Source organism: bacterium (assembly GCA_023150945.1).
GTDB lineage: Bacteria > Zhuqueibacterota > Zhuqueibacteria > Zhuqueibacterales > Zhuqueibacteraceae > Coneutiohabitans.
Genome location: JAKLJX010000001.1, coordinates 499,530 through 519,159, shown reverse-complemented (window position 1 = coordinate 519,159; position 19,630 = coordinate 499,530). Strand labels below are relative to the sequence as shown.

The following is a 19,630-nucleotide window of genomic DNA, read 5'->3' as shown; positions in this document are numbered from 1 at the left end:
AGCCGTGGCCTCCTGTGCCATGCTGCACGCATCCTCCCCGGCGCTGGCATGATTGCGCAATTGAGGATGTGACCCTGTACCGGAGAAGATGCGCGCAAAACGAAAAAAGGCGGTTCGCTTTGTCTGATCAGAGAATGCTGGAAAATGAATCCCCCGAGGGCGAAACAGGCCTGGTGTCGACCGGCCGTTTTTATCTATTTGCGGGAATAGAACACACAAATATTGCAGCATGGAAGCGCGACACTGCAAACCAGAAAGCACTCCACCGCACCAAATCGTTTTAGGAGGAATATTTCGCGCTTTTGAAGTCGAACAACCACGAAAGCGATGAACGATAGGTTTGGGATTGCTGATCACAGCCGGCGGGTTTATTCTGCCCCTTCGGGGCTGGAAAACGAGGGTGTGGCGTTCGATCCAGGGCGTTGCCCTTCGCTATCACATTTCGCCCTTGCAGGGCTTAGGCCTCGGTGAGGAACCCCACATCGAGGGATTCCCGAGGGCGTGACTTGCCGAGACCTCTCCGCATTTTGATTTCGTTCAGGCAAGATAGAGGGAATGCGATCCGAACATCCCCACGGGGCGGCAGGTAGGTGCGAAGGGCAACGCCTTGGAAGCGGGATTCACCACAGCGGCAGCGTTGCGGCAGAGAGTCCAGTGCGGGACTGATTCTGCCACAGCCCTCACTGCCCCATGAATTTCGGCAGCCACCAGGCCAGTTGCGGCGCCAAGATCACTAGCAGCAGCATCAGAAGCTGGATGATGATGTACGGCACCACGCCGCGATAGATGTGCATCGTTGTCACTGTGATCGGCGCGACGCCCTTGAGATAGAACAGCGAGAAACCAAACGGCGGGGTGAGAAACGAAGTTTGCAGATTCAGCGCCAGCAGAATGCCCAGCCACAACAAATCCACCTGCATCTTCACGAAGATCGGCGCGACCACCGGCACGATGATGAAGATGATCTCGATGAAGTCGATGAAGAAGCCGGCAATGAACACCACCACCATCACCAGCGCCAGAAAGGCGTGCGGGCTGAGATGGGAGCTCAGAATCAGCTCGGTGAGATAGCGATCGCCGTGCATGCCGCGAAACACCAGCCCGAAAGCCGTGGCGCCGACGAGAATGATGAAGACCATACTGGTGAGATAAGTCGTTTCGCGCATCACCAGGCGCAAGGTGGCAAGGTTCAAACGCTTCTGCAGCAGGGTCAACACCGTGGCGCCCAAGGCGCCGACGGCCGCGGCCTCGGTGGGCGAGGCAATGCCGAAGAAGATCGATCCCAGTACCGCAATCATCAGGAAAACCGGCGGTAGGAAAGCCACCGTCACTTTGCGCGCCATGGCCGCGCCGCGAAAGCGCGCCAGCTCCTCCGCCGGCATGGCGGGCGCCGCCTGCGGTCTGATGCGCGTGACAATCACGATCCACAACAAGTAAAACACGACGAGCAGCAGGCCCGGCACAAACGCGCCGATGAACAAATCGCCGATCGGGACATTGAGAATGCTGCCCAGCAGCACCAGCACGATGCTCGGCGGAATGACCTGACCGAGCGTGCCGGCGGCCGCGATCGTGCCGGTGGTCAGCTCCGGACTGTAGCCGCGCTTGAGCATGGTCGGCAGGCTCAGCAAACCCATGGTGACCACAGTCGCGCCCACGATGCCGGTGGTGGCGGCCAGCAGCGCGCCGACGATGATGACGGAAATCGCCAAGCCGCCGCGCAAACGGCCAAAGAGCAAGGCCATGGTTTCCAGCAGGTCTTCCGCCAATCCGGATTTCTCCAGCATCACGCCCATGTAAACGAACAGCGGCACGGCGAGCAGCACGTAGTTGGTCATCACGCCCCAGATGCGCAGCGGCAGCAGATTGAAGAAGTCCAACCCGAAGGTGAGCACGCCGAAAATCAGCGACACCCCGCCCAGGGTGAACGCCACCGGATATCCGAGCAGCAGCAAGGCAAACAGCACCAGGAAGAGCAGCACCGCGGCGGCTTCATTCATTTCTTCTTCTCCCGCGGCTGAAGGGGCAGTTCCAGGATGACGAGCAGGGCTTCACCGGCCACCGCCAGGGCTTGCAGCAACAGGAGCGCGAAGCCGACCGGGATGGCCGCCTTGATTAAGAAGCGTGCCGGCAGCCCACCGGGATCCGGCGAGGTTTCGCTGATGAGAAAGGCATTCTTGACGAAGGTGAAGGACGTCCAAATGATCAACGCGGCAAACGGGAGGAGAAACAGCAGGCTGCCGAGCAGGTCGATCCAGGCGCGGCCCTTGGGCGTGAGGCGCGCATAGAAGAGATCGACGCGCACGTGACGGTTGTGCTTGAGGGTGAAACCTGCGCCGAGCAGGAAGATGACGGCGAAAAGATGCCATTCCAGCTCCTGCACGGCCACGCTGCTGCGCTTGAGCAGGTAGCGGGTGAACACGTCGAAACAGACCAACAGCATCATCACAGTGGTGAGCCAGGAGATAGCGGCGCCCACTTTCTCGTTCAGGCCGCTGATGAACGTCAGGCTCGTGCGCCACAGCTTCACGCTTGTCCTCCTTCCGGCAGGGTCAATGCCCGGGGCAGTGCGGCGGCCCCGGCTTCATTTGGAAAATTCCCGTAACAGCGCTGCGTTGGTGGGAAACATGGCCAGCAGCTTGAGCAGTTTTTGCAGGGCTTCTTTGGGGGGCAGATCATTGATGGCGCGCCGCAGTTTTTGATGGGCCACGGTGGCCTCGCCAAACAGCAGTTCCTCGCGCCGCGTGCTGCTCGAGCGCAGATTGATGGCGGGATAAAGGCGCTCTTCCGCCAAGCTGCGATCCAACACCAGCTCCATGTTGCCGGTGCCTTTGAATTCTTCGAAGATGAAATCATCCATGCGCGAGCCGGTGTCGGTGAGAATGGTGGCGATGATGGTGAGCGAGCCGCCGTGTTCGATCTTGCGCGCGGCGCCGAAAATCCGCTTGGGGACTTCGAGGGCGCGGGCATCGAGACCGCCGGTCATCAGGCGGCCGCTGCCCTGCTGGCCGGCATTGAAGGCGCGGCCGGTGCGGGTGAGTGAATCGATGAGCAACACCACGTCTTTGCCGGCTTCGGTCCGGCGCTTGACGAATTCCAGCACCAGCTTCGCCAGGCGCAGGTGGTTGCCAAGGTTGTCATCATAGCTGCTGGAGAAAACCTGGCCGCGAATGCTGCGCCGAAACTCGGTGACTTCCTCCGGCCTTTCATCGAGCAACAGCACGTAGAGTTGGTGTTCCGGCTGGTTGGCTGCGATGGCGGCGGCGATGTGTTGCAGCATCATGGTCTTGCCGGAGCGCGGCGGCGCGACGATCAAGGCGCGCTGGCCTTCGCCGAGCGGCGCAAAGAGATCAACCAGGCGCTGGCTGTGCCCCGTGGGTTCACGCTCGAGCCAAATCGGCTTTTGGGGCGAAATCGCAGGCAAGTCTTCCAGCCGCGGCACCGCCTGCCAAGCGGCCGGCGGCATGCCCTGAATAGCCTGCACGCTTTGGGCGCGCACCTTGCCGTCTTTTTCCTGCTGCGCCGTGACTTCCAACTCGACACCGGCCAGCAGGCCATGCTCTTGAATCATTGGCGGCGGAATGAAAACATCATTGGGCAACCGGTTGAGATTGCTCTTGATTTGCCGCAAAAAGCCGAAGCCTTTCGCCTCGATTTCCAAAATTCCAGTGGCGGTCAAAGTCGAACTCGTGGGTTGTAGGAATGAGAAACATGCTGCTGGGGGAATATCCGCCGGCCGCTCGCGCCGGCAGTGAAATGGGCACCCTCCTGCCGCGTGTCCTGCCCGTCTCTTGCGGGGAATAATAGTAAAAACTCCTTTAGACGCCAAGCCTTTTCTTTGCTTGCTTGCCGTTCAGCAGAAATGATTTGCATTTGCGCTGCGGGTTTGCGTTTATCTGCCGTTTTGCGCAGGCGGCTGCCGTCGGTGATTCCGCCTGGCGCGGATGGTCGGCTCGCCAGTGAGGAAGTGTCACGCAGACGGCTTCGCTGCGGGCGGACTGGGAGCTTGTGCTACAGCCTTTTTCGCGATCTCTTTTCAGAAAACGTGGCGCAGGCAGTTTATCTACGAGCAGACTGTCAGCTCAATGCCACTAACTTTTCGGCGAGGCTCTTTCCACGACCGCGCCGTGGAATGCCTCCGGTGAATCCGCGCCACACAAACGATCACAAAACCTTGGCTCAGCCAAGGTTGGAACGGATTCACCCTTGAAAGTTGGTGACATTGGGCTGTGAGCTTGCGCTACGATATCCGCGCGGCTGAATGCTTGCGCTGCAACGTTTTTCACGATCTCGCGTCAATAAGCACGGCGCAGACAGCTTGTCTGCCAGGCAGGCAGACTGGAAGCCGGCGCCCCGCCGTTTTTCGCGACGGTCGATTATCTTTTTGCGGCGGAAGCTCAAAGAAACGGTCGAAAAGATTTAATAGAAGGGCTGAAGTCCCGTGTGGGTGGGAAGAGGTCAACAGTGCGATGATCCACGCCCGCGCGGCAACTCGAGCATGAGACCCCGGCCCGGCGGTCAATTCTCGGAGCAATGACATCCCTCAACACAGTTCCATCAACCATCTCATCCATCAAAGGAGGCAAAACATGGCAGCAGCACCGGTGGTCCATTTCGAAATCATGGGCAAGGACGCCAAGAAGTTGCAGAGCTTCTACGGCAAGCTGTTTGGCTGGGAGATTCAAAACATCGAGGCCATGAACTACGGCCTGGTGCAGGCGATCACCAACGGCACGGAAGTCGGCAAGGGCAGCATCGGCGGCGGCATCGGCCAGACCGAGGGCGGCGCGCCCGGTTACGTTACCGTGTACATGCAAGTCGACGACACCGACGCCTACCTCAAGAAGGCCGAGAGCCTGGGCGCCAAGACCATCATGCCGACCACCGAGATTCCCAACATGGTGACCTTCGCGCTGTTCCAAGATCCCGAGGGCAACATCGTCGGTTTGGTGAAGGGTTGATTCCCGCCTGGGTATAACCTCTGCCTCGCAGCAAAGTGTACACGATGGAGAGCGGCCATCGCCGGGAGTTTGTGATGGCGCCTCTCCATTCTGTCCTCCTGCCGGCAAACCATCGCAGCACCAGGCGATGATTGCGCAGTCGTCTGCGGCACATAATGAAGGGCGCGCGAACGCATGCCATTCTCTGTCAACCAGCCAACCAGGCGCCGGCCCAAACGACCGCCGGCGCTGACCGCAATCCTGCTGCTCCTCGCGATTCTCAATCTTTTTGGCCTTTACCTGGGGCTGAGCAGGCGGGGGGATTTCTTCACGCAATATCCCAAGTTCACGCCTGCGCTCTGGCAGATCTACGCCACGAGTCCGCTGATCAGCCTCGCTGCCCTGATCGCGCTGTGGTTCTGGAGGAAGTGGGGATTTTGGTTGGTCTGCGTCAGCGCCGCGGTGGTGATGGCCATCGAGTTCTACACCGCGGCTTGGTCGGCCCACATTCTGCGCGTGCCGGCGGCGCTGGCATTGCTGGCATTGTTCCTTCGGCCGGTGTGGCCGGAGCTTGACTGACTAAATGGAGATGCCACGCCCACCGGCGGTGATTTCACTTGAACAACGCGCGTAAGGCCCCCTCCAAATCCGGATAGCGAAATTGATAGCCCGCGGCCAGCAGCTTGGCCGGCTCGACGCGCGCGCTGGCGAACAGCAGGCCTTCGGCCATTTCGCCGAGCAGCAGGCGCAGCGCAAACTTCGGCGCCGGCATGACCGTCGGCCGCGAAAGCGCGCGGCCCAACACTTTGGTGAATTCACGATTGGTCACCGGCTGCGGCGCGACGAGATTGAACGGGCCGCTGAGATTCTCGTTGTGCAGGGCATGCAGTAATCCGCCGATCACGTCATCGAAGGCAATCCAGCTCCAGTACTGCCTGCCGCTGCCGAGCACGCCGCCCACGCCCAGGCGAAACGGCAGCAACATTTCCTTCAACGCGCCGCCGGCGGTGGTGAGCAAAACGCCGGTGCGGGGATGGGCCACGCGAATGCCGGCTTGCGCGGCCGGTTGCGCTGCCTGTTCCCAAGCCACGCTGGTTTCCGGGAGGAATCCCGTGCCCGGGCCGCTGTCTTCCCGCAAGACCGTGTCGCCGCGATCGCCGTAGTAGCCGATGGCGGAAGCGCTGATCAGCGTTTTGGGTGGACGCTGCAGGCGGGCGAGCGTTTGCGCCAGCAGTCGCGTGCCCGCCACGCGGCTCTCACGGATGCTTCGCTTTCTCGCCGCGGTCCAGCGCCTGGCGATGGTTTCACCGGCGAGATGCACGACGGCGTCGAGACCTTCCAGGCCGGGCGTGTCAATGGTGCCGGCCGCAGGATCCCATTTTACCACAGGCTCGCTGCTGGCGAGCGGTGCGCGCACCAGCCTCACCACCTGATGCCCTTGCGCATGCAGGGCTTTGATGAACGCCGAGCCGATCAGCCCGGTCGAACCGGTGACCAGAACCTTCATTGACTCACCTCCTCTTTTTCAGCCAGATTGACCACGGCGAGAAAACGCATACTTCGATAAAGCCTGGGTGAGAACAACAGCGCAACCAGACCGGTATTGTTACCTGGCCAGCAGACGTTTGTAGGTCGCCTCATCGAAGCCAACGATGAGGGTGCGGCCCCGGCGCAGCACCGGCGCGCGCAGCTTGCCGGTGGGGCCGAGCAGCAAGCCCAGCAGCGTGGCCTCGTCAGGCTTGTCTTTTTTCAAATCAAGATGAACGACTTGCCGGCCCTTGGTGGCGTAAAGCTCGTCAGCCTGGCGGGCGAGCGCCAATGCTTCCCGACGCTGCAGCGTCACGGTTTTGGTGCTGACTTGCTCGACCGGCGTGAGTTTATGCTGCGCAAGAAACTCTTGCGTTTTGGCACAAGTCTTTCAACTCGGCCGCAAATAAGACCAATCGACTTTCGACATGAGATCATTCCTCCTGCAATTGGACAATTAGCTTTTCAACGTCAGAACAAAAAACCCAAGAGCCTTGACAGGATAAACAGGATCTACAGGATTCGCATGCTGTGAACTGGCGGGATTTGTTCTGTCTCCGCCACTCGATCATCGCGGCGGCAATATAGAATCCCGGCGCTGGAATAGCAAGCCGCCGCTGCGTGAGAGTACGGCAGGATGATTCGCTGCCGGCGCTTGTTTTTGGCCGGTGATTTGATTATCATCCCGGCCATGAGCACGACTTCCGGCTATAACCTCGCTGACCCCCCAACATTCAATCTGCCGGGGGATTCGCCCGCCCAAGCGCTCGCGGAATTGCTCTGGCGCGCCCATCAACACATGCGGGCGGAGGTGCGGCGGGCGCTGGCGCAGGACGCAGCGCATGAGCTTGCCGCAGTGGCAGCGCAAGCCGAAATGGACACTATCTTCGGCGTGGACACCATCGCCGAGCACAGCCTGCTGGCTTATCTCGATTCCCATCAAACTGAAGCGCCGGCCTTTGTGCTCGTCGGCGAGTTTGAATCGGGAGAGGAAATTTCCTTTGGCCGGGGCACGCCGCATTTTCGCGTGCTGTGCGATCCCATCGACGGCACGCGGCTGGTCATGTATGGCAAATCCAGCGGCTGGATTCTCTCCACCATCCTGCCCAACAAGGGCGCGGAATCACGACTGGCGGACGCGCTGTTCTCCCTGCAGACCGAGATTCCCACGCCGAAGTGCTGCTCAGCCGACACGCTCTGGGCCACGCCCGGCAGCGGCGCATTCCAACTGCGTGAAAATCTGCTGACGAAGGATTCTGCCATGGCCCCGCTGCAAGCCCGCCCCGTCTCCGATTTTCAGCATAGTTTTATCTCATTTGTCAATCTCTTTCCCCGCGGCAAAAAACAGGTGGCCGCGCTGGAAGAGGATTTTCTGTTTGCCGTGTTGGGCCGGGGCGCGGAAGCGCAAGCCGGTGCGTTTGAAGATCAGCATCTCTCGACCGGCGGCCAGTTGTATGCACTGATGCACGGCCAGGACCGGTTGGTGGTTGACATCCGGCCGCAGCTCAATCAGAAGTGGCGGGGGCGCGCGGAACCGACGGTGCTCTGCGCCCATCCCTACGACTTGGCGAGCTGGCTGATCGCGCACGAGGCCGGCGTGGTGATTCGCCAACCGAATGGCCAACCTTTCGACGGGCCAACGCATGCCACCGCGGAAATCGGCTGGGTCGGCTTCGCCCACCAAATGCTGGCGCAGCGCTACGATCAGCTTCTGCTCACGATATTGCGCCGGCACGGAATGATTTGACACAAGCCCTGATCGACGAGCACGGGAACAGCACCGCATGTCGAACCTTTCTGCGCCACCCACCCGCTCCTCTTTCACCGCTCTCGGCGGCCTGCTCGCGACCGCGTTGAGCTTCGCCGCCTATTGGCGCACGCTGGCGCCCACGGTTTCGTTTTGGGACTGCGGCGAGTTCATCGCGTGCGCTTATATTTTGGGTGTGCCCCATCCGCCGGGCGCGCCGCTCTACCTGCTGCTCGGCCGGCTGTTCACGCTGCTGCCGCTGGGCGGAGAAATCGCCTGGCGCGTCAATCTCATCTCCGCCCTGGCGAGCGCCGCCACGGTGCTGCTCACCTACTTGATCATCCTTCGCCTCATTCGCGCCGGCTCGCGCAAGGTTTCCGCCGGTCTGGAAGTCGCCGCCGCTCTCATCGGCAGCCTGGCGCTGGCTTTCAGCGACAGCTTTTGGTTCAACGCCGTGGAAGCAGAAGTGTATGCGCTTTCCACCTGCCTGACCGCACTGGTGATCTGGCTGGCGCTGCGCTGGGCCGATGCGCCAACCACTTTGCCCGCGCTGCGCCTGCTCGTGCTTGCCGTTTATCTCATCGCCCTGGCCGTGGGCGTGCATCTGCTCAATGTCTTGACCATGCCGGCGGTGCTGTTGCTGGTGTATTTTGAAACCAGGCCCTGGACCTGGGGCAAGTGGCTCGGCTTGATGCTGCTGCTGGGTGTGGCGATTTGGTTTCTGCTGCCCGGCAGTCTGCAGGGCATGCCGTTGCTCGCGCCCATGGCCAAACTGGGCGGCGCGCTGGCATTGGTGTGCGGCCTGGTCATGGTGCTGGTCGCTGCCGGCCGTCGTGAATTTCCCCTCGCGAAGCTGATTGTGCTCGGCCTGTTTTTGATCACGCTGGGTTATTCCACCTACTTGACCGTCTTCATTCGCTCGAATCTCGATCCGGCGATCGACGAGAACGATCCCCAAAACTGGACGCAGCTCGTGAGCTATCTCAATCGCGAGCAGTACGGCCGCGCAGACTTGTTCACGCAGGTGCTGGTTCGCAAGGCGCCATTGTGGGACTATCAAATCGAAGAGATGTACGTGCGCTACCTGGGCTGGCAGTTCTTTGGACGCAGCGGCAATCCCGCGCAGCAGCACCGCACGCTGCAGTGGCATGGGCTCTGGGGCCTGCCCTTTCTGCTGGGCCTGGCCGGCATGTTCTATCATTTCCGGCGCCACCCGCGCGGCGCCAGTCTGGTGGCCGTGCTGTTTGTGATGACCGGCCTCGCCATCGTCCTTTATCTCAATCAGCCGCTGGGCCAGCCACGCGAGCGCGACTATGCCTACGTCGGTTCCTATCTGGCCTTTGCGATTTGGATTGGAATGGGCGCGCAGGCGCTCTTTGAAAAGGCGGCCTCGGCGCAATACCGCTTGACCATCATTCAACTCGGGCTGGCTTCGTTGCTGGTGCTGGCGGTGCCAATCAATCTCTTTCAACACAATTTTCACCGCCAGGATCGCAAAGGCAACTACACCGCCGCGGACTATGCCCACAACGTGCTGAGCACCTGCGCGCCCAACGCCATTCTCTTCACCAACGGCGACAACGATACGTTTCCGCTGTGGTACCTGCAGCAGGTCGAGCGCTTTCGCCGCGACGTGAGCATCATCAATCTCAGCTTGTTGAACACGCCCTGGTATGTGCGGCAATTGCAGACGCGGCCGCCCCAAGTGCCGCTCCACCTGCGCTCCGGCGAGATCGACTCGCTCCGGCTGTGGCCCTGGCCCGAGCCGCAGATGATCCACATTCCCATCACCAACCTGGCCGCGTTGCGTGAGTTCTCCACAGGTGTTGCCGATGCGGCAGCGTCCGATTCTGCCCGGCAGCCCCACACCATGTCGATCGTGGTGAGTCCAACCTATCAGAGCCGGTTTATCCGGCCGCAAGATCGGCTGATTTTCGAAATCATTTCCGCCAATCAATTCCAACGGCCGGTGTATTTCGGCTTCAACGTTCCCAACAGCAACCTCCCTGGACTGCAGCCGTTTCTGCGCAACGAGGGCATGGCGCGCCGGCTGCTGCCGGTGGCCGGCAACACCGAAGCACCGGAGCTGCTGGCGAAAAATGTGCTCGCGGTCTACCGCTATCGCAATCTCGAAAATCCCAAAGTCTCTCTTGATGAATTGGAGCGCGGGTTGGCGGAGAGCTACCGCATTCACTTCCTCGCCCTGGCGCGGCACGCGCTGCAACGCGGCGAGTTGGAACCGGCGCGCGCGCTGCTGCAGCGACTCGAGCAACTCATGCCGGAATCGAAATTTCCGTTTCCAAACTTCGAGGCGGCGCTGCAAGTTACCCACTATTACTGGCAGGCGGGAGACACCAGCCGTGTCTATGCGCGGCTTGAACAGGCAGAGCGCCAGCGCCGTCTGCAGCCGGAGCAGGGAGTTGAAATTGCCAAATTCTATTGGCATCTTCTGCAAGACGGCCCGCGGGCGCAGGACCTGCTGGCCAGAATTCTGGCGCGGACGCCGCAGTATCAACCCGCGCGGACGCTGCAGGCTGAGATCCAACGCCAACCTTAACACGGTGAGAACAAATCTCTATGGACAAGAAACAAGTCATCGAGATTCTCGAAGAAATCGGTACCCTGCTCGAGCTCAAGGGTGAAAACCCTTTTAAGACGCGCGCCTACGGCAATGCGGCGCGCGCCCTGCGCGGCGTTTCCGAAGATTTGCACGAGCTGATCGCAGGCAACCGCTTGCGCGAAATCAAAGGCATCGGCGAGGCGATTTCCGAGAAGATCACCACACTGGTGACCACAGGCACACTCAAATACTACGAAGACCTGCGCCGCTCCTTTCCCCCGGGAATCATGGAGCTGATGCGCATTCCCGGCCTCGGCCCTAAAAAAGTCAAAAAACTGCTGGACGAACTGGGCGTGGCCTCGATCAACGATTTGGAGAAAGCCTGCCGGGAGAATCGCGTCGCCAAGCTGGAGGGCTTCAGCGCCAAGAGCCAGCAAAACTTGCTGGACGGGATCGAGCAGGTCCGGCGGTATGCGAGCCGGCATCTCTACCATCATGCGGAGCAATCGGCGCGGCCTTTGTTCGAAGCAGTGCAAAAGCACCCGAAAGTCATCCGCGCCGAGCTGGCCGGAAGCTTGCGCCGCCACCGGGAGACAGTGAAGGACATCGACATTGTCGCGAGCTGCAAAGAGGCCGACCGGCCGGCGATCATGGCGTTTTTCACGGCGCTGCCCGGCGTGCAAAGCGTCATTGCCCAGGGCGATACCAAAAGCACGGTGCTGCTGGCAAGCGGCATGCAGGCGGATTTGCGGCTGGCAAGCGACAAGGAATTTCCTTATCTTCTCCATCACTTGACCGGCTCGGCGGAGCACAACATCGCGATGCGGAGTCACGCTCTCAAGCTCGGCATCAAGGTGAGTGAATGGGGCTTGTTCAAGGGCGAGAAGTTGATTCGCTGCGAAGATGAAACCGCGATTTTCGCAGCGCTCGGCATGAGCTATGTGCCGCCCGAGCTGCGGGAAGACATGGGCGAAATCGCAGCGGCGCTGCGGCACGAGATTCCCGCATTGGTGGAGAAAAAAGATCTGCGCGGGGTGCTGCACTGCCATTCCACCTACAGCGACGGCGCGAATTCACTGGCCGAGATGGCGGAGGCGTGCCGGGCGCTGGGCTTCGAGTACCTCGGCATTTGCGATCACAGCATGTCGGTCGCTTATGCCCAGGGACTGTCGCCGGAGCGCGTCAAGCAGCAGCACAAGGAGATCGACCGCCTCAATGCCGAGCTGAAAGGCTTTCACATTTTCAAAGGCACGGAATGTGACATTCTGCCGGACGGCAGGCTGGACTATCCCGACAAAGTGCTGGCGAGTTTCGACTTTGTGGTCGCCTCCATTCACAGCAGCATGAACATGACCGAGGCGCAAGCGACACAGCGGTTGATCAAAGCCATGCAGCATCCCGCGGTGCGAATTCTCGGCCATCCCACCGGCCGGCTGCTGCTCGGGCGTGACGGTTATCCCATCAACCACCACCGCGTGATCGAAGCCGCTGCCGAGCTGGGCGTGAGCATCGAGATCAACGCCAGCCCGCACCGCTTCGATCTGGACTGGCGTCACGTCAAGTACGCGCGCGACCACGGCGTGCTGATCAGCGTCAATCCCGATGCCCATGACCGCGAGGGCATCGCGGACATTTTCTACGGCGTGGGCATTGCCCGCAAGGGCTGGCTGCGCCGGACCGATGTCTTGAACACGAAATCGACCAAAGAGATTGCCAAGTGGTTTCAGGCCAAACGATCATGATGGAATTGCTGTGGAGAGAGAGATGAGCGCAACTGAGAGTGCCGGCAGCCGGTTATTCTGGGGCGGCATGCTGATTTTGTTCGGATCGCTCATGCTGCTCGACCGGCTCGACCTGCTGAGTTTCCGGGAGACGATTCGGAATTTCTGGCCGCTGATTCTGGTGGCCATCGGCGCCAAGATGATTCTGTTTCCCAAAAGCCGGGAGGAGAGTGAGATCACGGTCACACCCACCGCCGAAGCGGAAAGCGCGAGTTTCATCGGGACCTCGGTGGTCAGCGACTACATCAACGAAAACCGCTTCATCGGCGACATTCACCTCAAGGTGCAGAGTGATGATTTCAAGGGCGGCGCCGTCTCCTCCTTCATCGGCGATCAGAAATTCGATCTGTCCGGCATTGCCATCAAGGGCGGCGAGCGCGCCTTCGTCGTGTCCGGTTTCATCGGCGACGCCACGCTGATTTTGCCCAAGACGATTCCCTACCTGGTGCAGGTGAGCGCCGGCATCGGCGACCTGGTGGTTTTCGGCAGGAAGGAAGGCGGGGTGGGCGTCAACAAGGTGTTCAAATCGCCGGATTATGACCATGCCGCCTCGCGCCTGACCGTGCGGATTTCCTTCATGATCGGAGATGTCACCATTCTATGAGCAAAACCACGGCGGCAGCGGAAACGGCGAGGCGGCAGCGGGTGTTGCGCACCTTGCGACGGCTGTATCCCGCGGCAGCTTGCGCGCTGGCGCATCGCAATCCCTACGAGCTGCTGGTCGCCACGATTCTGTCGGCGCAATCCACCGACAAGACCGTCAATGAGGTGACGCCGGCATTGTTTCGCGCCTATCCCACGCCGGCGGCGCTGGCGCAGGCCAAGCCTGCCGAACTGGAAAAGTTGATCCACGCCACCGGCTTCTTTCGCAACAAAGCGCGCAGCCTGCTCGGCTGTGCCCAGCGCCTGGTCAGCGAGCACGGCGGCGAGGTGCCAGCCAGCATGGCGGAACTGATCGCGCTGCCGGGCGTCGGCCGCAAAACCGCCAATGTCGTGCTCGGCAATGCCTTTGGCATCAATGATGGCGTGGTGGTGGATACGCACGTGCAGCGCCTCTCCCGGCGGCTGGGTTTTACCAAGGAAGAGACGCCCGAGAAAATCGAGCGTGATTTGATGGCAATTGTGCCAAGAAAGGAGTGGACTCTTTTTTCTCACCGCCTTATATTGCACGGTCGCCAGATTTGCAACGCCCGCAAACCCAAGTGCGGCACGTGTGCACTGGCGCCGGATTGCCCTGCAAGCGAGATATGAAAGGATTCTGCGATGCTGCTGAAACGACTATTCAAGCCGCCGATCATCCAAGAATGGACCGACCTGCTGCGCGAAAAAGGCCTGCGCGTTTTCATCCGCGAAAAGGGCTGGAAAATCGTGGCCGCGGTGTTCATGTTCTATCTGATTCGCGATTCCATTCTCTACATTCTCGTGCCGGTGTTGATCACGCAGGGATTCATGTGCAGCAATTGAAACAGGAAGTAGCCATGCAGAAGTATCTCAGGACCAACCTCATCCTTGCCTTGCTGGCGGCTGTCAGTTGTGTCGGCTGCGACCAGATCACCAAACGTCTGGCCAAGTCGATTCTCTTGGAAAGCGGGCCGCAATCCTATTTCGCCGATTTCCTGCGCTTTCATTACACCGAGAACCCGGGCGTAGCCTTCAGCCTGGGCTCGAACTGGCCGGAAGAAGTACGACTGGTGCTGTTCATCATCGGTCCGGCCTTGTGCCTGGCGGTTTTGCTGATCTACATGTTGCGCGCCGACAGCCGCGGCGTCGCGCATCTACTGGCCCTGGGGCTGGTGCTGGGCGGCGGCGTGGGCAATCTCCTGGATCGCGTCTTTCACGATGGCCGCGTGATTGACTTCCTCAACCTCGGCATCGGCGCTTTTCGCACCGCCATCTTCAACCTGGCGGACACGGCCATTTCGCTGGGCATGATCATTCTGTTGATCACTTCTTTTCTGCCGGAAGCGCGCCGGGTTGAATCCGCGCCCGATCGCCTCTCCGAGTGAGACGAATCTTGCCGGCGGTGCCATGCCGGGCCGTCTGCACCTAAAGGCTGGTGACCGCCTGCTTTCGTAATCATTAACCAATCCCTCTCCTGCTTGCCGGTGTCTGGCCTGCGCCGAAAATCACGAACTCCTGCCCTCACCCTTCCCGATTATCTTCGCCCGGGGCTGTCGCTGGTTTTTATTGGCCTCAATCCCGGCCGCTATTCCGCACAAATGGGAAAATATTTCGCCCGTTCCACCAATCGCTTCTGGCCGGCACTGTCAGCCTCGGGACTCACCGGCTCGGAAGTGCGCGCCGGAGATGAGCGTCTCTTGTTCGAGCGCGGCATCGGCTTCACCGACGTGGTGAAGCGCGCCACCGGCCAGATTGGGGAATTGACCCAGAATGAGATTGCGGCCGGCGCGCGCCGGTTGCGCCGCAAGCTCGAGAAGTATGCGCCGGCAGTGGCGTGTGTGATCGGAGTGAGCGGCTTGCGCTGGCTGTTTGGCCTGCCGCAAAAGGAGAGAATCGAACCCGGGCCGCAGCAATTGCGCATCGGAACGACGGTTTTCTACCTCTTGCCCTCCACCAGTGCTGCCAATGCGCACTATCGCCGTGAGCAAATCGAGGAAGAGTTCCGGCGCTTCGCAAGCTGGCTGTCCGCGCAAGGCATTCGCTTTTGTTGAATGCCACGGCAAAGCGCCGTTGCGAAAAAAACGGGCGCTCTCACCGCTGCGCGAGAGCGCCCGCCGGCAAGCTTTAACGGGAAGGCCGGCCGATGGAAAAATAGTCGATGCCGATTTTCTTCATGCGCTTGGGATCGTAGAGGTTGCGGCCGTCGAAAACCGCGGGGAACTTGAGGGTTTCTTTGATCAAGTGAAAATCGGGCTCGCGGAAGGCATTCCATTCCGTCATGATGATCAGCGCATCCGCGCCCTCCAGGGCGTCGTAGCGCTTCTCAAACAGAAACAAATCGCGATTGAGGCGGCTCTTGAAAATGCGTTCGGCTTCTTTGAGCGCTTCGGGATCGTGCCCTTGCACGGCCGCGCCTTCGGCGTTGAGCGCGTTGATCATCGCAATCGCCGGCGCCTCGCGCATGTCATCGGTTTTGGGCTTGAATGCCAAGCCCCACATGGCGAAGACTCGGCCGTGCAGATCACCCTCGAAATAGGATTTGATCCTGGCCAGCAGGATCGTTTTCTGGCGTTCATTGACTTCCTCGACCGCCTTCACGATGGCGAGCGGCAGGCCTTGGTCGTTCGCCGTGCGGACCAGCGCTTGCACGTCCTTGGGAAAGCAGGAACCGCCGTAGCCCGTGCCCGGGAAGATGAAGTACGGCCCGATGCGGCTGTCGGTGCCGATGCCCTTGCGCACCATGTCGACATCCGCGCCGACCTGCTCACACAGATTGGCGATTTCATTGATGAAGGAGATCTTGGTGGCGAGCAGCGCATTGGCGGCATACTTGGTCAACTCGGCGCTGCGCTCATCCATGACGATGATGGGATTGCCGGAGCGCACGAACGGTGCGTAGAGCGTACGCATGGTTTCGATGGCGCGCTCATCGGTCGTGCCGATCACCACGCGATCGGGGCGGGTGAAATCATCAATGGCAGCGCCCTCTTTGAGAAACTCGGGATTGGACACCACGGCAAAATCATGCTGGGTATGTTTCCTGATTTCCGCGCGCACCTTGTCGGCGGTGCCGATCGGAACCGTGCTTTTGTTGACGATGATCTTGTAGCCGTTCATGTTCTTGCCGATGTCGCGCGCCACCGCCAACACGTATTTCAAATCGGCCGAGCCGTCTTCATCCGGCGGCGTGCCGACCGCAATGAAGATGATCTGCGCCTGTTCCACCGCCGGTTTGATGTCGGTGGTGAAAAACAGCCGCTCTTCCCGCATGTTCTGTTTGACCATCTCCTCCAGGCCGGGCTCATAGATGGGAATTTCGCCGCGGCGCAGTTTGCCGATCTTTTCTTCATCGACATCAACGCAGACCACCTCATTGCCGGAATCGGCAAAGCATGTACCGGCCACCAGGCCAACGTATCCTGATCCCACGACTGCTACTTTCACGCGCTGCTCCTTTTGCTAACCAAGAGATTCGATTTTTTCCGCTCGCCGAGCGGGATTTCAATAAGCGTGGATTTGAACGACAAACCACGACAGCATCTTGCGAGTGCGTACTTCGTTCTGGCCGGCCTGGCTCGGCCCTGCAAGTCGATCCGGTACCCGACTCGGACGGCGCTTCTAGCCGCCGGCTCATGCCGGGCCGGCACGCTTGCTTCCGGCCAGCGGCGACAAAAATAACAACAATTGCTCCAAAGTCAAATAGCCGGAATCATGAAACTCACTTCTTCCCTGCCGCTTTTCGCATCCGCCGGCCGGCAGCACGAGCGCCTGGCGCTGGTCACCGCTGCAGGCCGCTTTTCCCATGGCGAAATGCTCTCATACTCCGCCGGCACGGCGGCGGTTTTGTTGAACGGCGCGGCTGATCTTGCCGAAGCCCGCGTGGCCTTGCTGGCGCCACCAGGGCTGGATTTTGTCGCGGCGCTGTTGGGCATTTGGCGCGCCGGCGGCATTGCCGTGCCGCTGGCCGTCACGCATCCCGCCGCTGAGTTGGAATATGTGCTGCACGATTGCGGCGCCTCGGTGCTGGTGGTGCATCCGGATTTCGCAGCACGCGTGCAGCCGCTCGATCTCATTTCGCGGCTGCGTCTGGTGCGCACCAATGACCTGCAGCCCGCCGGGGCCGTGGCCTTGCCGGCGATCGCCGACAGCCGGCGCGGCCTGATCATCTACACCAGCGGCACCACCAGCCGGCCCAAAGGCGTGGTGCTGACACACGCCAACATTGCCGCGCAAGTCACCGCATTGCTCACCGCTTGGGAATGGTCGCCGCGCGATTACATCCTCAACGTCCTGCCGTTGCATCACGTTCATGGTTTGATCAACGTCTTGATTTGCGCCTTGTGGGCGGGCGCAGCGTGCGAGCTGATGCCGGCGTTTGAGGCCGGCCAGGTTTGGCAAAGATTCCTGAGCGGCCACACGACTTTGTTCATGGCGGTGCCCACGATCTACAGCAAGCTGATCACTGCTTGGGAGGCGGCGCCACCGGAGTTGCAAGAGGCCATGTCCGCTGCGTGTGCCAGGATGCGGCTGATGGTTTCCGGTTCGGCCGCCCTGCCGGTGGCAGTGCTGGAGAAATGGCAGGCGCTGAGCGGACATGTTTTGCTCGAGCGCTACGGCATGACGGAAATCGGCATGGCGCTCTCCAATCCCCTGCATGGCCGGCGCAGGCCGGGCGGTGTGGGCACGCCGCTGCCCGGCGTGACGGTGCGGCTGGTGGATGAGAACGGCCGCGAAGTTGCGCCAGGCGCACAAGGTGAAATTCAGGTGAAGGGTGCGAGCGTCTTTCAGGAGTATTGGGGCAAGCCCGAGGCCACGCACCAGGCGTTTCGTGATGGCTGGTTTTGCACCGGCGACATTGCGCTGTGCGAGGAGGGCTCCTATCGCATTCTCGGTCGCGCGGCGACGGACATCATCAAAACCGGCGGGTACAAGGTCTCGGCGCTGGAAATTGAAGAGGTGTTGCGGCAGCATCCGGAGGTGACCGATTGCGCGGTCGCGGGCCTGCCGGATGCCGAATGGGGAGAACGAGTCGGTGCGCTGTTGTTGTTGCGGCCGGGCGCTGCCCTCACGGCGGCGGCGCTGCGCGACTGGGCGACTGCGTATTTGGCGCCCTACAAAATTCCCACCCTCCTGCGGTTCGCCGCCGAATTGCCGCGCAACGCAATGGGCAAGGTCATCAAGCCTGAAGTCGCCCGGCTGCTGCACTCTGCACGAAAAGAAGAAAGCCAGTGATTTCTTGCAACAAGTCACTGGCTTTGGTTTCCGCGACTGGCGCACAAGGCCGGCGAAGTGCGGCTACTCGTCGCCGAAGCTGGTGCCGACCGCGCGCGCGGCGGCGATCATGGGGTGATCGTGCGGCACGAGCTTCTGCTTGGCAATGGCCTCTTTGATCGACACACTGACGAAATCGCCGCCGCGCAGCGCCACCATGCGGCTGAATTTGCCCTCAGCGCAGAGTGCCACCGCCATTGCGCCGAAATTGGTGGCGAGAATACGGTCATGCGCCGTGGGGCTGCCGCCGCGCTGCAAATGGCCCAGCACCGTCACCCGCGTTTCCAGTTGCGTGCCCTCGGCAATGCGATCGGCCACGACTTCACCGACGCCGCCCAGGCGTTTGGCATCGGTACGCTTGACATCCATTTCCTTCACGATTTCACCGCCCTCGGGCAGTCTCGTGCCTTCGGCCACGCACACGATGCTGAAGCGTTTGCCCTTGACGCTGCGGTCCATCACCTTGCGAAAAACCACTTCCCAGGAGAAGGGAATCTCCGGGATCAGAATGATGTCGGCGCCGCCGGCCAGCCCGGCGCCGAGCGCAATCCAGCCGGCATAGCGGCCCATCACTTCGATCACCATCACACGATGATGAGAAGAGGCGGTGGTGTGCAGGCGGTCAATGGCTTCCGTGGCCACGGCGAGCGCGGAGTCATAGCCAAACGTCACATCGGTGGCGGAGAGATCGTTGTCGATTGTCTTGGGCACGCCGACGACGTTCAAGCCGTGCTGGCTGAGCTTGTTGCAGATTTGCATGGTGCCGTCGCCGCCGATGGCGATGAGCGCATCCAAGCCCCAGCGTTTGTAGTTCCGCAGCGCGCGCGACGAGGCATCGACAATCTCGATCTTGCCGTTTGCCATTTCGTCGGGATAATGCCAGGGGTCGCCCTTGTTGGAGGTGCCCAAAACGGTGCCGCCGAGATTGATGATACCGGAGACGTCGGCGTTGGAAAGCTCACGCATTCGCCCTTCCACCAAACCTTCGAAGCCGTCCTCGATGCCCAAAACCGTTGCGCCGTGCTCATTCATTGCCGGCTTGGCCACCGCGCGAATCACGGCGTTCAAGCCGGGGCAGTCACCGCCTCCGGTCAATATGCCGACCCGTTGCAGACTCGTAGATGCCATGCGAAAACTCCTCTTTCAAATCGATGATCAAATGGCCAAATGTGCCGCGCAGGGC

The 19,630-nt window shown here is 60.7% G+C and carries 18 protein-coding genes; 11 read left to right on the top strand and 7 right to left on the bottom strand.

The annotated features are described in order from the left end of the window. Positions 1–680: 680 nt before the first annotated feature. The 3 genes from L6R21_02015 to rho are packed head-to-tail and all read right to left on the bottom strand — an operon-like array spanning position 681 to position 3,679. The gene (locus L6R21_02015) at positions 681–2,000 is read right to left on the bottom strand and encodes a TRAP transporter large permease subunit (protein MCK6557948.1); all 1,320 of its coding nucleotides are present in this window, start codon (positions 1,998–2,000) and stop codon (positions 681–683) included. Continuing rightward, entirely contained in the window at positions 1,997–2,524 is a 528-nt protein-coding gene (locus L6R21_02010; protein ID MCK6557947.1) for a TRAP transporter small permease subunit, read from the bottom strand. Before L6R21_02010 ends, L6R21_02015 begins: the two co-directional genes overlap by 4 nt. A 60-nt stretch (positions 2,525–2,584) precedes the next feature. After that, entirely contained in the window at positions 2,585–3,679 is a 1,095-nt protein-coding gene (gene rho, locus L6R21_02005) for a transcription termination factor Rho (GenBank protein ID MCK6557946.1), read from the bottom strand. Positions 3,680–4,589: 910 nt separating this feature from the next. On the opposite strand from rho, the gene L6R21_02000 reads away from it, so the two are divergent. Both L6R21_02000 and L6R21_01995 read left to right on the top strand, forming a co-directional pair. After that, positions 4,590–4,961 carry a VOC family protein gene (locus tag L6R21_02000; GenBank protein MCK6557945.1) on the top strand — a complete coding sequence of 124 codons (372 nt, stop codon included), beginning with the start codon at positions 4,590–4,592 and terminating at the stop codon, positions 4,959–4,961. A gap of 174 nt (positions 4,962–5,135) precedes the next feature. Further along, the gene (locus L6R21_01995) at positions 5,136–5,519 is read left to right on the top strand and encodes a hypothetical protein (GenBank protein MCK6557944.1); all 384 of its coding nucleotides are present in this window, start codon (positions 5,136–5,138) and stop codon (positions 5,517–5,519) included. Between the two features lie 34 nt (positions 5,520–5,553). Here the strand turns inward: L6R21_01995 and L6R21_01990 are convergent, their stop codons facing one another. Both L6R21_01990 and L6R21_01985 read right to left on the bottom strand, forming a co-directional pair. Further along, on the bottom strand, positions 5,554–6,447 hold the full coding sequence (locus tag L6R21_01990; protein MCK6557943.1) for a TIGR01777 family oxidoreductase: 894 nt from the start codon (positions 6,445–6,447) through the stop codon (positions 5,554–5,556). Positions 6,448–6,546: 99 nt separating this feature from the next. After that, positions 6,547–6,783 carry a hypothetical protein gene (locus tag L6R21_01985; protein MCK6557942.1) on the bottom strand — a complete coding sequence of 79 codons (237 nt, stop codon included), beginning with the start codon at positions 6,781–6,783 and terminating at the stop codon, positions 6,547–6,549. A 321-nt stretch (positions 6,784–7,104) separates the two neighbouring features. On the opposite strand from L6R21_01985, the gene L6R21_01980 reads away from it, so the two are divergent. From L6R21_01980 to L6R21_01945, 8 genes are all read left to right on the top strand, one after another. Then, entirely contained in the window at positions 7,105–8,214 is a 1,110-nt protein-coding gene (locus L6R21_01980; GenBank protein ID MCK6557941.1) for a hypothetical protein, read from the top strand. 37 nt (positions 8,215–8,251) lie between these two features. Then, positions 8,252–10,771: a DUF2723 domain-containing protein gene (locus tag L6R21_01975; protein ID MCK6557940.1), complete on the top strand. Its 2,520-nt coding sequence runs from the start codon at positions 8,252–8,254 to the stop codon at positions 10,769–10,771. 20 nt (positions 10,772–10,791) lie between these two features. Further along, positions 10,792–12,516: a DNA polymerase/3'-5' exonuclease PolX gene (gene polX, locus L6R21_01970; GenBank protein ID MCK6557939.1), complete on the top strand. Its 1,725-nt coding sequence runs from the start codon at positions 10,792–10,794 to the stop codon at positions 12,514–12,516. 22 nt (positions 12,517–12,538) lie between these two features. After that, the gene (gene liaF, locus L6R21_01965) at positions 12,539–13,159 is read left to right on the top strand and encodes a cell wall-active antibiotics response protein LiaF (protein ID MCK6557938.1); all 621 of its coding nucleotides are present in this window, start codon (positions 12,539–12,541) and stop codon (positions 13,157–13,159) included. Next, positions 13,156–13,806, top strand: a complete 651-nt coding sequence (gene nth, locus L6R21_01960) for an endonuclease III (protein MCK6557937.1) — start codon at positions 13,156–13,158, stop codon at positions 13,804–13,806. The genes liaF and nth overlap by 4 nt, the downstream gene beginning before the upstream one ends. Positions 13,807–13,818: 12 nt before the next feature. Further along, complete coding sequence (locus L6R21_01955) at positions 13,819–14,019, top strand: hypothetical protein (protein ID MCK6557936.1); 201 nt, start codon at positions 13,819–13,821, stop codon at positions 14,017–14,019. Between the two features lie 14 nt (positions 14,020–14,033). Further along, positions 14,034–14,561, top strand: a complete 528-nt coding sequence (lspA, locus tag L6R21_01950) for a signal peptidase II (GenBank protein ID MCK6557935.1) — start codon at positions 14,034–14,036, stop codon at positions 14,559–14,561. 99 nt (positions 14,562–14,660) lie between these two features. Next, positions 14,661–15,227, top strand: a complete 567-nt coding sequence (locus L6R21_01945; protein MCK6557934.1) for a mismatch-specific DNA-glycosylase — start codon at positions 14,661–14,663, stop codon at positions 15,225–15,227. Between the two features lie 73 nt (positions 15,228–15,300). On the opposite strand, the gene L6R21_01940 is transcribed toward L6R21_01945, so the two are convergent. Next, positions 15,301–16,620 (bottom strand): UDP-glucose/GDP-mannose dehydrogenase family protein, encoded by a 1,320-nt coding sequence (locus L6R21_01940; GenBank protein MCK6557933.1) that lies wholly within the window; start codon positions 16,618–16,620, stop codon positions 15,301–15,303. 267 nt (positions 16,621–16,887) lie between these two features. Here L6R21_01940 and L6R21_01935 point away from each other — a divergent pair, with 267 nt between their 5' ends. Further along, entirely contained in the window at positions 16,888–18,408 is a 1,521-nt protein-coding gene (locus L6R21_01935) for an acyl-CoA synthetase (GenBank protein ID MCK6557932.1), read from the top strand. A gap of 63 nt (positions 18,409–18,471) precedes the next feature. Here the strand turns inward: L6R21_01935 and L6R21_01930 are convergent, their stop codons facing one another. Further along, complete coding sequence (locus L6R21_01930) at positions 18,472–19,575, bottom strand: ATP-dependent 6-phosphofructokinase (protein ID MCK6557931.1); 1,104 nt, start codon at positions 19,573–19,575, stop codon at positions 18,472–18,474. Between the last annotated feature and the right edge of the window lie 55 nt (positions 19,576–19,630).